The organism is Mycobacterium sp. AZCC_0083, assembly GCF_014202335.1.
Taxonomy (GTDB): Bacteria; Actinomycetota; Actinomycetes; order Mycobacteriales; family Mycobacteriaceae; genus Mycobacterium.
Genome location: NZ_JACHGP010000022.1, coordinates 1 through 13,792 on the forward strand (window position 1 = coordinate 1; position 13,792 = coordinate 13,792).

The following is a 13,792-nucleotide window of genomic DNA, read 5'->3' on the forward strand; positions in this document are numbered from 1 at the left end:
CCGCCACCACAGCACCTACGACGAACACACCGCCTGGGCACACCGCCAACCCGCCAAAGCCGCTTGACACCTTACGAACCTGGGATGTCTAACCAACCCGCAACTACAGTCACGGCCGCTTGACAACGTCATTGAGAATCCTCCTGATGATCACTGCGTCCTCAACTCTTACAACCTGAACCAACAACACGGGCATAGACCTGGCGAACTCAGTCACCGGGGACTCGCCCCGTGAGCGGTGCTGTCCACGGGCCGATACGGTGATCAGTGTTGCACGCTTCGAGAAGCAGGTTCAAGAGCAGGGCTAGCACTAGGTTCTCTCAGCGGGCCCAACGGGATTGCGCCATAACGGAACTGCCTCACGAACAAGCCAGGTGCACGTACTGGCCATTATCACTGTCGCGAGCAGAAGCAACCAGACCGCAGTTCTACCACGATCTTCAGCCCCCGCCCTGCGCCATACGACGAGACGAACCACCACAGCGACTTGCACCCCACCTGACCCCACGTTGCCAATCAACGACCGCTTTGAACCAATCGCTTCACTGCGACGGTCAGGGGTCTGAGCCGACGGAACTGACGGGGCGATGGTGACGTCCTCGTCGGCGTCGCTCATGCCAGTCCCCTCCTCCGGCTACGTCAACCTGCAACGCGGCGATGCAGGACTGAACCACTGAAAGGCTTCGTAGCCTCGGTGGAGCGCCATTCCCGGCGAATTCAACACATGTGAAACCCATCGCATCGGGAACGTTGCGTCCGGCCGGCGGCGTTTGTCGCTATGCCAAATTCCCGAACCCGAGAGGATGCAGATGGCCATCGACTACGACGCGCCCCGCAGGACGGAGGCCGACATCGACATCGACGTTGGCGAATCGCTCGAGCGACTCGCCGGTCGACGCAGCGATGCGGCGAACGCGGTGCTCGACGTCGACGACGGCGAGGATCTCGAGGCCTTCGAGCTGCCCGGCGCTGACCTGTCCGGTCAGGAATTCACCGTGCGGGTGCTGCCCAAGCAGGCCAACGAGTTCACGTGCTCGAGCTGTTTCCTTGTGCAACATCGCCATCGACTGGCCAGGGAGTTGAACGGTCGGCTCATCTGCACCGACTGCTCCTGACTCAACTTGGAGGCCGGCCGGCGCGACCTGGCGAGGTATGCCAGCTGGCTGGGCAGTGGTCAGGAGTGCGCCGACCACAACGCATACGGTCGAACCAGGGTCGGCCCGGTTGCGTCGGCGCGCGTGACGCTGAGCAGGCCGTCGGCATCAGTGGTCCACTCGAATCGGCGTTCTGCGAGCACGACACTGCCGCCAGCGGTAGCGCACCCACTTGGCCGGGCGGATGCCCGGCGCAGCGCTTGTGCGCACCGTGGGATCGCCCGGTGTCGGGTGGACGCCAGAGTCCCGGCGTGGTTGGACGGTCACTACGCGCGACACCCGCACCGGTCGTCAGTCGAAGTGATGCCGCTGGGCCGCCCTTCCTGCTCGGCTCCGCGCTCCCGGATCGGCGACCGCACAGCGGCGTTCGGCATCAGCGCCCAGGCCGCCGCCCGCAGCGTCGTGCCTTCCTCGTCGCCGTGGCAATCGTGCTCCTCGCCTTCTAGCTGGGCCTGGCGGTCTCCGCTCGGCAGCTCGGAGTGCGCTTCTATAGGCCGCACAAGAAGTCGAACTGTCGCAACGGGCCGCTTCGCTCCATCGGTAGGTGCAGACTCTGCACAGGGACGACTCAATGCCGTTCGCAAGCAGTGAAGACGTGTTCATCGCCGAGCATCGCGTGGGTACGAATATCCTGGAGTGAGCTACGGGTCAGAATGCCCGCCAAGCCACCGCCACTAGCCTCGACGACGACACGGGGCCAACGGTGTCGGAGTAGACGGTGTCGGAGTAGACGCGGGGCACCCGCGCCGACGGATCAGCCGGCGCGACCGGCACGCACTGATCATTCCAGCAGCACGAGAATCCGCCCGGGCGTCTGCCACGGGCTTTGTGCGACCGGCTTTTCGGTCGAGCGCTGTACCGCCTCACACTTGGAGGTTATTCGGGTCCTGCACATGCGCGACCGCTGACGGGACACAGGTTCGGATCGAAACCCGCACCCAGGTGACTCCTCATGAACGCCTTCGTCGACGGATACGACCGATTCAGCCACCGCCCGACCATGATCCCGCTGACCGCTCGCGGGCCCGCGCTGGCCTCTCCCGTCAGGGAAGATGCGGCAGCACGCAGGGTCTCATCGGTGCGACCAACTAGGGCCAGGTTCGCTCCGGCCCTCGACAGTTCAACGGCGATCGCGACACCGAGCCCTCTGCCCCCGGTCACCAGCGCCGACTTTCCTGCAGCGACGTGGGCGCAATCCCATGGCCGTGTTCTGCCAGTGTCGAAATCGGCTGCTATCGGGTGAGCCACGAACCGCGGATGGACATGCTCACACATCCAGCGTCACAGCGGTTTTCGGTGCTGCCCAGGCCGAAGGTCCACTAGTCGAGACGATCCCACCCGGATGTCGCAGTCGGATGCTTCGACTCGGGCGGCAGCGAGGGCAAACACCGAACCGATCGGCATTGCGGTTTGCCGGCTCGTATCGCCACCATCATTCAGCGCACCGCGACCACCGTATCCTGGCCCTGCACCTACCAGGATGACTGCGACCTGGATGGCGCTGGTCGCGCACGGGAGGCTGGTAGAAAGCCCCCGAGTGTAAGGACCGCCAACCAATGACAGCTGAAGCGGCGCAACGCCACCACGCCATCGCCTCGCGATCGGACGGGGAGGTCACCGAGCCAGTATCAGTCATCCAAGGGCGTCCGAACTTCGGCGTCGAACGAGCGTTACCAGTGTCCGAACCACTACCGACTTGGATGGCGTCCGCACGCTACGGTGTCCGTCCGGCGCCAGCCGGACTTGCGTTGGTGGAGGACCTTCTCAACACTCGCTACAACGCGGATCACGGTCCGGACATGCTCTTCGATGCCGTGCAGGCTCAGCGGTGGGTCGACGCAGCGGTGCGAGCGTGGAGCGCACAGCGCGGAGCCGACGGCTTGGCGCCGACAATGACGGACCACGACGCGGCACAACTGCGGGGTTTGCGCGATTCGCTGGACGCCGTGGTCGCGGGCTTTCCCTTCGATTCTCACGACCGCTCAGTCGGTTCTGCTGTGTTGACCGTTTCGGTCATGGGTGAGCTCGCTTGGACTCCGACTGGATCGGGATGGCGGTGGCTCGCATCAGCCGTATGGGGCGAAGTCCTGTTGAGCCAGCGCGCCGGCACCTGGCAACGTCTCAAACAGTGCCGTAACCCAACGTGCCGTTCGACGTTCTACGACCGCACCTGGAACAAGCGGAGTCTCTGGCACAACCCAATCGCATGCGATCCAGCGCGCCGCCTCCGGTAGAGCCCATCACGAACCCCTCGACCAATCACATGAACGGTCCAGACTCATCCATGACCCGAGTCGGCCTCTCGGCTCTCTCGTGTTCGGACTAGAGCATGTCTCCGAAGTGTTTGAGCCAGAGGGACATGGCTCGTAGCTGCGCCGCCGCGGTCGAGCAGGAGAGTTTGTCGGAGCGGGTGACCTCGCCGCGCCACCGTTTGGTGTTGTTGAAGCACTGTTCGACGACGCCCACCACCGGTTCTCGCTCGACGGCGATCCGCGCTATCGGGTGGGGGACGCCGCATGCTTCTATCGGGGCAGCACAGGGGCGGTGCTGTTGTCGGTCGACCTGATGCCTGGTGATCCCAGCGACCCCGTCAACCACTTCCATGCGATCCGGCCCGGCCACCAGATTCCCGGTCTGTCCCGCGACGCGCACCCGTTCGGCGCGGTAAAGCCTCTTCGTTGTGAAAAACAGTCTGCTGTTGACCTTCTCAGCGTCCAACTGCGACGGCACGCACTCGATGAGGATAAGACTGACGACACCAAAATCGCCGACCAGATCGGCCCAGAAGTCGGCTCACGGCCTGGCCCACGCCGATGGTGACCGTCGCGGCCAGGAGCGGTTGGTCGATCGTCACGAGCGCTGCGCAAGTCAGCGATGGATCCGGCCGAGCATGGGGGGCAGCGTTCCCGGTAGAACTGCGGCCTGGTGCGATGCTGCCGTCGGGGGCGACGATGATCCTGCAGGCCCAGGCGCGTCGGTACGTGACTGGCTTTTAACCCAGGAGGACATCTTCCATGTCTGTACGACAGCCGCAGCCCAGCACGGCTCTCGCGGGATCCACCGCGATGACGGCAATCAACGACGTGCACGCTGCAGCCGAAGGTGTGGATGTGTCGAACATGTCGACGTTCGTATTGGTTCATGGGATGTTTCACGACGGGTCGATGTGGGATCGGGTCATCGAACGCTTGGAAGAACTTGGGCATACCGTCTTCGGGCCCACCATAGCTGGGCACGGCAAGGCCGCTACTAAACACGTCGACCATGCCCAATCAACCCAGTCGATTGTCGATTTCATCGTCGAACGGGATCTCACCGACATTGTGCTCGTCGGACACAGCTATGGCGGCACGATCATCAGCAAGGTCGCCGAAGCGATCCCGGACCGGATACGGCGGCTGGTGTTTTGGAGCGCATTCGTCCTCAACGACGGCGAATCGATGGCAGACGCGGGCTCACCGGCGCTGCGCGAGTTGGCCACCCGCCTGGCCGCCGAGTCGCCGGACAACACGTTCATGGTGCCCTTCGAGATCTGGCGAGAGACGTTCATCAACGATGCCGATCTCGAACTGGCCCGTCGCTCTTATGAACAGCTCACGCCCGCGCCGTACGGTCAGCTGGTCGAGCAGCTTGATCTGAAGAAGTTCTACACACTACAGATCCCCCGCAGCTACCTCGCTGGCACCGAAGACTCGGCGGTACCGACGTTCGAAATTGCCTCGGTGATGCGCAAACGCCTTGGCGTGCACCGGCTGGTGTACATGCCCGGCAGCCACGAACTGTTGTTTACCAACCCCGTCCGTCTGGCCGACAAGATCCTCGAGGCCGGACGCGACTAGTGAATGGCGGGGCACTGGCATCCGGAGACGCCGAGATGCCTGGGTGCCCATCCAGGTGACGAACGTGCTCAAGGACGTGTCCGACGAGATTCGCGGAGGCCGTACGGTGCTCTTGCGCATGCGACCGATTCACCGCGATTCATACCTACAGCGTGCCAGAAGGCGACCGGGCGGGGACCGATGTCGTGAAGCCGCGATGTTCTTCTCGACCTCGGGAGCCAGCAAACCGCCGAACAATCAGATCGACGCCGGCGGTACTTCGTACTGGGATGACGGGACTGGATACGCGCAAGTACCGTGCACGCGGGGCGTCGTGACACTCGTCGATCCGGCCAGCCGCATCTCGGTACGGTTGCGTAGCGCCGATCCGGCAGACCACCCTTGATCGATCCCTGCTTCTACGTCGAGCGTCGCGACTTGGAGGCGCTGCTTGCGGCCCACTGTCCAAGCCGATTTCAGGGAGTGGCTCCAGGCGGCATTGGCCCAGGCCGTCTGGCAGACCGCTGGTGCCGCAACCGGTATCAGCAACCGGTATCAGCAACCGCGCTACCACCGGATCATGCTTTCCGACCAATCACCTCGACGCACGTAGCCGAATCGCGCGTCATTGAAGCCCACGGCAAATGCGTAGTTATCAGGCAGTCGACTGGCTGCGCTGCCGCGCGCACTCACCCGTAGTGGATCGACCCATCGGTTCGGAGAAGTTCGGGTCGCATCCACGGCTGCGGACTGAAGATGTCACTGATCACATTTGTGCGCTGCCCGCTTGGACGTTGCACGATTTCCCGCGTCCCGGCGTTTTGACAAGCATGGCCGGAACTCGTTGCGCGGCGGCCACCGTCAGTGACGGGCACGCGCACAACCGAAATGCATGACTGATTTCTGAAGCCCTTGACGTGTCTTCAACCCATGGATGGCGGAGTCTGAGATGACCGGAGCGGAACATACCGTTGCGACTGATTGGCACCTGTGGCTGGGCTTCCTTGGTGCATCGTTCGCCATCGCCTTCTTTCCGGGAGCCGGAGCGATCCAGTCCATGGCTTCGGGATTGACTCATGGTCTGTTGCGGTCGTACTGGAGCATCGCTGGCCAAGAGGTCGGCCTGATGTTCCAGTTGATCCTTGTCGCTGTGGGTTTGGGTGCGGTCGTTGCTAAGTCCGTCGCGGCTTTCACCATCATCAAGTTCATTGGCGTGGCGTACCTCTTCTACCTTGCCGCGCGTCAGTTGCGTGCCTCCGGTGGGGACCTGCGCGAGCAGCTGAGCGCCTCGCCGGTGAAAGGCGGGCTGCCGCTTCTGGCCCGCGGCTTCCTAGTCAACGCGACGAATCCGAAGGCATTGGTCTTCTATCTCGCCGTGCTACCGCAGTTCGTCGAGCCGACCGTCCCGTTGCTGCGACAGTATGTGATCATCGGTTCGACTTTCGTCGCCGTGGACGTCGTGGTGATGAGCATCTACGCGGCGCTGGCAACGCGACTGCACAGAGTGCTGGGCCCGCGTCGGCAACTCGTGCTGAACCGATTCTTCTCGGGCCTCTTCGTGACCGCGGCAGTGGTGCTCGCGCTAGTGCGTAGGGCCGCAGTCTGACGTCAGCACGTGGTGGTCGCCCGTTGGCGCTGCCTGCCGTCTCGCGAACGGTGTGCTGATCGTGGGCAGGCACGTGCATCGGCGGCGCCGTCTTGCCGCGATTCCCGCTGCGCTGTGGCGGTTCCGTGGCTATCCGTGTGCGCGCTCATCGTGGTTCCGACCCGGCGTTGGTCTGCAGACTGTGGTGATGAACTCTTCGCGTGCCGCTTACCTGGATCGGTTCGACCGGGCAAGCCAACGCCGGGACCGGAGAAACTTGTCAGTTGAACGCGCGCTGCACCGAGCGACTCTCAGTGGTGATGTGCTCCATGATGGTGGACGCAATCTGCTGATGTTGCCGGGCGCATCGCCGATGGTCTTCGCCGACGTCACAATCGGTGAGTCGTGTACCTGAGGCCGCGTCGATCTTCCGCTATTCGGCTATCCGTCGTCGCTGTCGTCAAATGTCAGCCAATCGTTGCCGCATAACATGTCTGATGCGATGCATCCGGGACATCACGGTACTTGGTGAGATGCCCATGACCTCAGCCGCTTCGCGATGTTTCATGCCTTCGATGGCAACGAGATACACCGTTTCGCGCATCTCTGCTGACAGCGCGAGCACGGCCTCACGCACATCGTCGTCCATCAGGTGACGCAACACCTGATGCTCGGCTGAGGCGGAGTCGTCTCTCGCGCTCCGCGCAGGGATCGTCGATTCGTGGTCTGCAACGTTTGCCACGAGGCTCTCGCTCGGCCGACGCGCCGCGGCGCGGTAATCGCTGATCCACGTATAGCGCATGATGGTCAGCAGCCACGCCCTGTAATACGAATTCTCAGCCAACCCGTCGAACGCCTTGAATGCCTTGAGTAACGTCTCCTGAACGAGATCCTCGGCATCGTGCCGATTGTTGGTGTAACGCAACGCAACCCGGCGAATATCAGCCGTTAGCGGCAGCACATCTCGCTCGAAACTTCGGTACGAATCACTTCGTGACGCAGATTCCTGGGCGGCGTGCGTGTGATCATCTTCGCGATGGTACATCGATCGTGATCCTGTTCTCTCGTCTGTTCACCGGCGCGCGACGTTGAGCGCCAATCGCGACTGTGGTCGCAGTGCGACGCCCCTGCGGAATCATCCGCGCCGATGGGGTTGGCCGTGCAAACGTCGTCTGACTTCGTCAACGAGGCATCATGGGTAATGCGTTCAATTGCCCTGCCGCTCAATAGTTCGCGTAAACCAAAACCACCTGCGGGTCGACCACAGCCCCCTGAAGGCCAGTTCTTCGACGCGCCAACGGTCGAAGAACGCTTGGACACGCACCTAGTCGCGGCAGCAGTGCGTACCCGACGTGCACCACCTTTCGGGGCATTCCAGATGGCCCACACCGCGACCGGAGCCGCCATCGGGACGCGGCCGCCTCGGGTCCCATCGAGCCGATCGAGCTTCAATATGGGCGTCTGCGTTCATGATCGCCTTCAGCTCTGGGCGATGAAAGTAGGGGTCGTCAATCGATGGTCTCGGCACCCATGTCTTGGGTGGGAAGAATCGCTGCGCGTCAGAGCCGGCAATTCGGCGTCGAGCTGGGAAAGGTTGAACGCCAACCCCAGTACGCCTACTCATTTGAGGCTCATGCCCGCGTCAACGGGTAAAGCGACCCCCGTCACGTAGCGCGCGGCTTCCGATGCCAGCCACACGACCGCTTCGCTGACGTCGCGCGGCTCGACCCACGGCGTATCGAGGACGTTGTTCGCCCGAAAGAGAGGCTCCACGTCGGCCAGACCGGGCCGTTCCAGATCGGGGCGAAACAATCGGTATAGGGGCTCATTGAGAATCATGTGGGTATCAACCAGGGTTGGGCACAACGCGTCGACGCGGATCTCGTGCCGGCCCAATTCGAGAGCCATCGCCTTCATCAGGCCGATCACTCCAGCCTTGGAAGCGACGTAGTCTGCGCAATTCTCGACCGCCCGGATGGCAACCGCCGAACTGGTGAAGACGATCGCGCCGCCGTTGCCTGCGCGGATCATCTGCGGCAGTACCGCTCGGGCGGTGGTGAACGCCCCGGTGAGGTTGATGTCGATGACCTCGCGCCACTGGTTGATCTCCACATCCCAAGTGGGAGAACCGGGTCCGAAGATCCCGGCGTTCACCGATACGATGTCGACCGACCCCAATGCAGCTACCGCGTCGTCGACGTAACACTGAACCGACTGCTCATCACGAACGTCGACGGTACGGGCGAACGCTGCGCGGTCTTCTTGTTCGATCGCCGCAACGGTGTCACCCAGATCCGTCTCTGACGGACCGGGATAGGTTGCGCTGTCGAGATGGCGGCAGATGTCGAGAACCGCCACATCTGCGCCCTCCGCCGGCAGCCGGACGGCGTGCGATCGGCCTTCACCTCGCGCCGCTCCAGTGACAAGTGCCGTACGACCCAGGAATTGGGGCACCGTCGGGTTCCTTCCTTCGGGTAATGGCGACTGTCCTTCAGCCGCCCACAATTCCGGCGACGGCTGACCCCATTCAGAACGGCGTTCTACTGGGATTGCCAATCGCCACCCCGACACTCGGTCCGGTCATCGACCGTTCCCGAGCGCCTGCCTAAACCGGTCAGCCCGCGGCGGGCCGAAGGAATGTTGCCGACATTGACGACCGCCGATAATCGGATGGTAGCGCCGAACGACCCACGATAAGTAGGTGTGCTATTACCAGGATGGCCGCAACCGGGCTCCCGCTTGCCCAACCGCAGCTCCGGAACGTACGGCCCCCAAAAGCCATTCGGCCGACCGATTTTCGAGCTGGGCACCCGTGAGCGTCCTTATGGACTTCTCCGTGGTCGCGGATGTCGAATCCGTGGCCGCAACACCGGCACCTCGGCTTGCCGATGCGGCATGTGACTCGAGCTCGCTGGCCGAAGTCCCGTGTCTCGGCGTGACCACAGCGTGCGAAACCGTTCGCCCTTGGCTGATGCCGGCCAGTGCCACAAGTCCGCTACAACGAAGTACAAGGCATCGTGTCGGGCGAACCTTCGTACCAATGGACTTCCTTTCCGTGATGACCGGACTCAGTGGATGCGGTCTCGTCTCATCAGAAGGTGGCGGAGACGGCGGGTTTCGGGTTTGGCATTTGTGCCTGTTGTGTTCGGTAGTGGGGGTGGGTGCCGTTGAGGGCGGCTTTGATTTGGATGGCGAGGTGGCGGGAGTAGGGGCGGCAGGAGGCGAAGCCGCCGCCGCTGAACCAGAGTGCTCGTTGGGCGGTGGGGCGGAAGGTGTTGGCGTATTCGCCGCGTTCGTCGAGTCCGATGATGCCGCCGATCTTGGCGGCGGTGTCGGGTCCGAAGTAGTTGGCTACGTTGGCTTGTTGGTTGAGGTAGCCGGTGGCCAGGATGACCGCGTCGAAGTCGATCAGGGTGCCGTCGTGCAGTTTGAGCCCGGAGGGCACGAAGGTGTCGATGTCGTCGTATTGCATGAGCCCGATGTGGTGGTTGGCGATCAGTTCGGAGGCACCGACGTTGATGTAGTAGCCGCCGCGGTAGCGGTGCAGTTTCATGACGTAGCCGGTTTCGTCTTCCCCGGAGTCGATCTGCATGCCGGCTGCGCGTAGCTGCTGGAGCAGCTCGCCGTCGAGCTCGTTGGTCTTCTTGGTCAGGTTCATGCACAGTTGGATCAGCAGCGGGTTGGTGAAGTCCTGGGCGGAGAGCAGGTCGCATTCCTCGATCGGGCGCCCGTTGCTGTATTCGGCGAACGGGATGTTGGCGCTGTCGAGGTTGACGATCGTGGTCGAATCGCGCTGCGCCATGGTCACCTCGGCGCCGTGGCGGTGCATGTCGTAGGCCACGTCGTGGGCGCTGGTGCCCACCCCGATGATCAGCACGCGTTGGCCGGTGAAGTCGGTGCCGGTGCGGAACTGCGAGGTGTGCAGCACCGGCCCGGTGAAGCTGTCCAGCCCAGGTAGGGCGGGCCGGTTGGGGGTGCCGGCGTCGGCGCCGGTGGCCTGCACGATGTGTCGGGGCCGCAGCTGCTTTTCCGCACCGTCCACGCGCACCGTGACCGCCCAGCGCCGGTCGTGGTCGTCGTAGCGGGCCGAGACGAACTCGGTGCTGGTCCAAAACGGGATGTCCAGTGCCTCGACGTAATGCTCGAACCAGGCGGCCAGTCTGTCCTTGGGCAGGTATTCGGGAAACACGTCGGGAAATGGCAGCACCGGGAAGTGCACCACGTCGGTCTTGTTGTGCAGGGCCAGAAAGTCATAGCGTCGCCGCCAGTTGTCGCCCACCCGGGGATGGCGGTCGATGACCAAGGTGTCGACCCCCATCTGGCCCAGCTCAGCAGCGACCATCACACCGGAATGCCCGCCACCGACCACCAACACGTCGGGGTCGCGGTCGGCGAACGCGAAACGCTGCGCGCGTCGTTGCGCCCAGGTCTGGGTGGTGGCGGTGCGGTCGAAGCCGATACCGGCTGGGCGCACACCGGCCGGTGCGGGCTGATCGCCGTGCAGGCAGGACAGCGTCGTCAGCATCGTCCAGGCCGACACCCCCACCGGACTGGAGTCATCGGCGACCAGCCGCACCACACCCTTGCCCAACCCATACTCGGTGGAAAAGGTGTGAAACGCCTCGATGACCTCGCGACCCAGACGCTCGACACGCACCGGGGCACTGTTGTTGCCCGACACCGTGAAATTCTTCGGGTCGATATCGGCGACATCGCTCAACATCACCTCTGCCACCTCGGTGCGACCATGAACCCAGCCCACATCCCAGGACAACGCCACGATGTCACGCCAATAGCAGTCTTGGGTGAACAACGCCGCGACCGCCTGCACATCCTGGGCGGCCAACGCCTCGTTGAATACACCCAACCACCGGGCAACAACCGTCGACGGCTCCACCGAACGCATCCCGACCATCTCAATCACCTCACTCGAAAAGCCCCCCAACCGCGCCCACCAGGGACACCAGTCAAACAGGCACAACACCAACACATTGACGACCACCACATCCGGTGATCCCCTACAACCCTGCACCCGCACAACAACACCAACCACTCCCAAACACTCCTAGTAGCACCACAACCCCACCCAACCCACCAACACCAACAACCAACAACCAACGCAGATACCTGGTGGGCTGGGCTGTGGTGAGCTGATCACGACCTCGACAAGTTCAACGGCTGTGGGCGGCAACTGAATACTGACCACTGCGCGGCGACAACTGATCAGTTTTCGGTTGCCGTTGACAACGGCAAGACAACGACCGGCATCGGCGTCCGTGGGACGCATCGCCGGAAGCACTGCAACGGAGGAATTCTTGGCTAAGAGTCCGCTGTCGCATACACGCCCGGGCGCGTGGGTGAGAGAGCCGGGCGCGGGGCGGCGCACCTTCATTGATTGGACTGGGCGGCGTGAATGGTAGTACTCGTACTAGGAGTCCTGGGGACTGTTTGGAACCGCGCCCCCTAACTGACACTGGACATAAGACCGCCCAAAGTCGGCAACCACTCCGAATCATCACCACGGGAAACGGGGCATCTCATGAAATGGCAACCCGGCCGGGCGGTTCGTCGGTGATGGGCCGTCACCAAATCGACTCTGAACGACCAGATTTTGCGCGCAGCCAGAACTGGGCGAATCAACTCGTTCGGCACGCACTGATGCAGCCGAACGCTACGGCGCTGCGATACCTCGGGCACACGTCGACCTGGGCCGAGCTGGATCGTCGGGTGAATGCGCTCGCCGACGCCCTGAGCCGGCGCGGGGTGGGTTTCGGAGACCGGGTGATGATCCTGATGCTGAACCGCCCAGAATTCGTCGAATCCATGCTGGCGGCCAATACGCTCGGGGCGATCGCCGTGCCCGTCAACTTCCGGCTAACCTCGCCGGAAATCACGTTTCTGGCACGAGATTGCGGCGCGCAGGTCGTCGTCACGGAGCCTTCGCTCGCCTCGGTGGCCACCGATGTGCGTTCCGCCGTGCCGGCACTGACGACCGTCGTCGTGGTGGGGTCGGCCACGGGAGACGAGGTGATCGGGTACGAGGATTTGATCGCCGAGCATGGGAAAGCCCATGTCGTCGTGGACGTTCCCAATGACAGCGCGGCGTTGATCATGTACACCTCGGGGACCACCGGGTCTCCCAAGGGCGCGGTGCTGACTCACACGAATCTCACCGGGCAGGCAATGACGGCGATGTATGCCATCGGGGCGGACATCAACGGCGACGTCGGGTTCGTCGGCGTACCCCTGTTTCACATCGCCGGCATCGGCGCCACGCTGGGCGGTCTGATGTTGGGCACCCCGACGGTGATCTATCCACTCGGCGCGTTCGACCCGGGTCACCTGTTGGACGTGCTCGCGGCCGAGAAGGTCACCGTGATCTTCCTGGTGCCCGCACAGTGGCAGGCGGTGTGTGCGGTACAACGGGCCGGACCGCGGAACGTCAGCCTTCGCGCGCTCTTGTGGGGTGCGGCGCCGGCATCGGACACTCTGCTGAGGCAGATGTCGGAGAGGTTCCCCGGAGCCCAGATCCTGGCGATGTTCGGTCAAACCGAGATGTCAGCCGTCACCTGCGTCCTACTGGGCCAGGACGCGCTGCGGAAACGCGGTTCCGTGGGCAAGGTGATACCCACCGTCGCCGCGAGAGTGGTGGACGAGAACATGAACGACGTCCCGATCGGCGACGTCGGTGAGATCGTCTACCGGGCTCCCACGCTGATGGCCGGGTACTGGAACGATCCACAGGCCACCGCAGAGGCGCTCGCCGGCGGCTGGTTCCACTCCGGCGACCTGGTACGGCTCGACGACGAAGGCTACGTCTGGGTCGTCGACCGCAAGAAGGACATGATCATCTCGGGCGGTGAGAACATCTACTGCGCCGAGGTGGAGAACGTCCTCGCCAGCCATCCCGCTATCGCCGAAGTAGCGGTCATCGGTCGTCCCCACGAGAAATGGGGCGAGGTTCCGATAGCGGTCGTCGCAGTGGTGAACCATTCTCTGCAACTCGCCGACCTCGACGAGCTCCTGACCGCACGACTCGCCAGCTACAAGCACCCGAAAGGGTTGGAGATCGTCGCAGCACTACCGCGCAACCCCAGTGGCAAGGTATTGAAAACCGAGTTGCGGAAACGATTTTCAGCCGAAGGACCCTGACGAGAACACGGGTCCCTCCAATCGTAGCGACCGTAAGAAGGGGGTGCCGCATTCTCATGACGGCCCGTCGATGAGGAAGTCGC

The 13,792-nt window shown here is 63.2% G+C and carries 10 protein-coding genes; 4 read left to right on the forward strand and 6 right to left on the reverse strand.

Annotation, left to right across the window (positions count from 1 at the left end):
* The first annotated feature begins 809 nt into the window (after positions 1–809).
* A complete protein-coding gene (locus HNP02_RS36820) occupies positions 810–1,115 on the forward strand; it encodes a DUF4193 domain-containing protein (protein ID WP_184445604.1) in 306 nt (101 codons plus the stop codon).
* A 687-nt stretch (positions 1,116–1,802) separates the two neighbouring features.
* Here HNP02_RS36820 and HNP02_RS43305 read toward each other — a convergent pair.
* The 3 genes from HNP02_RS43305 to HNP02_RS36835 form a co-directional block, all read right to left on the reverse strand.
* The gene (locus tag HNP02_RS43305) at positions 1,803–1,928 is read right to left on the reverse strand and encodes a hypothetical protein (protein ID WP_255507408.1); all 126 of its coding nucleotides are present in this window, start codon (positions 1,926–1,928) and stop codon (positions 1,803–1,805) included.
* A gap of 102 nt (positions 1,929–2,030) precedes the next feature.
* A complete protein-coding gene (locus HNP02_RS36825; protein WP_184445605.1) occupies positions 2,031–2,429 on the reverse strand; it encodes an SDR family NAD(P)-dependent oxidoreductase in 399 nt (132 codons plus the stop codon).
* Between the two features lie 1,047 nt (positions 2,430–3,476).
* Entirely contained in the window at positions 3,477–3,884 is a 408-nt protein-coding gene (locus HNP02_RS36835; protein WP_184445607.1) for a hypothetical protein, read from the reverse strand.
* A 284-nt stretch (positions 3,885–4,168) separates the two neighbouring features.
* Here HNP02_RS36835 and HNP02_RS36840 point away from each other — a divergent pair, with 284 nt between their 5' ends.
* On the forward strand, positions 4,169–4,993 hold the full coding sequence (locus HNP02_RS36840) for an alpha/beta fold hydrolase (protein WP_255507409.1): 825 nt from the start codon (positions 4,169–4,171) through the stop codon (positions 4,991–4,993).
* Positions 4,994–5,921: 928 nt separating this feature from the next.
* Positions 5,922–6,578: a LysE family transporter gene (locus HNP02_RS36845; RefSeq protein WP_184445608.1), complete on the forward strand. Its 657-nt coding sequence runs from the start codon at positions 5,922–5,924 to the stop codon at positions 6,576–6,578.
* Between the two features lie 439 nt (positions 6,579–7,017).
* Here HNP02_RS36845 and HNP02_RS36850 read toward each other — a convergent pair whose 3' ends face one another.
* The 3 genes from HNP02_RS36850 to HNP02_RS36860 form a co-directional block, all read right to left on the reverse strand.
* On the reverse strand, positions 7,018–7,602 hold the full coding sequence (locus tag HNP02_RS36850) for a sigma-70 family RNA polymerase sigma factor (RefSeq protein ID WP_184445609.1): 585 nt from the start codon (positions 7,600–7,602) through the stop codon (positions 7,018–7,020).
* Positions 7,603–8,177: 575 nt separating this feature from the next.
* Positions 8,178–9,011, reverse strand: coding sequence for a mycofactocin-coupled SDR family oxidoreductase (locus HNP02_RS36855; protein WP_184445610.1), 834 nt, complete (start codon positions 9,009–9,011; stop codon positions 8,178–8,180).
* A 637-nt stretch (positions 9,012–9,648) separates the two neighbouring features.
* The gene (locus HNP02_RS36860; protein ID WP_184445611.1) at positions 9,649–11,472 is read right to left on the reverse strand and encodes an NAD(P)/FAD-dependent oxidoreductase; all 1,824 of its coding nucleotides are present in this window, start codon (positions 11,470–11,472) and stop codon (positions 9,649–9,651) included.
* A 659-nt stretch (positions 11,473–12,131) separates the two neighbouring features.
* Between HNP02_RS36860 and fadD5 the strand changes: the two genes are divergently transcribed.
* On the forward strand, positions 12,132–13,709 hold the full coding sequence (gene fadD5, locus HNP02_RS36865; RefSeq protein ID WP_184445683.1) for a fatty-acid--CoA ligase FadD5: 1,578 nt from the start codon (positions 12,132–12,134) through the stop codon (positions 13,707–13,709).
* Positions 13,710–13,792: the final 83 nt, after the last annotated feature.

Excerpts from the sequence above, each read along its gene's own strand:
- HNP02_RS36820 (WP_184445604.1), top strand. The coding sequence starts at position 810 with ATGGCCATCGACTACGACGCGCCCCGCAGGACGGAGGCCGACATCGAC.
- HNP02_RS36825 (WP_184445605.1), bottom strand. The coding sequence starts at position 2,429 with ATGTGTGAGCATGTCCATCCGCGGTTCGTGGCTCACCCGATAGCAGCC.
- HNP02_RS36840 (WP_255507409.1), top strand. The coding sequence starts at position 4,169 with ATGTCTGTACGACAGCCGCAGCCCAGCACGGCTCTCGCGGGATCCACC.
- HNP02_RS36845 (WP_184445608.1), top strand. The coding sequence starts at position 5,922 with ATGACCGGAGCGGAACATACCGTTGCGACTGATTGGCACCTGTGGCTG.
- HNP02_RS36850 (WP_184445609.1), bottom strand. The coding sequence starts at position 7,602 with ATGTACCATCGCGAAGATGATCACACGCACGCCGCCCAGGAATCTGCG.
- HNP02_RS36860 (WP_184445611.1), bottom strand. The coding sequence starts at position 11,472 with ATGGTCGGGATGCGTTCGGTGGAGCCGTCGACGGTTGTTGCCCGGTGG.
- fadD5 (WP_184445683.1), top strand. The coding sequence starts at position 12,132 with ATGGGCCGTCACCAAATCGACTCTGAACGACCAGATTTTGCGCGCAGC.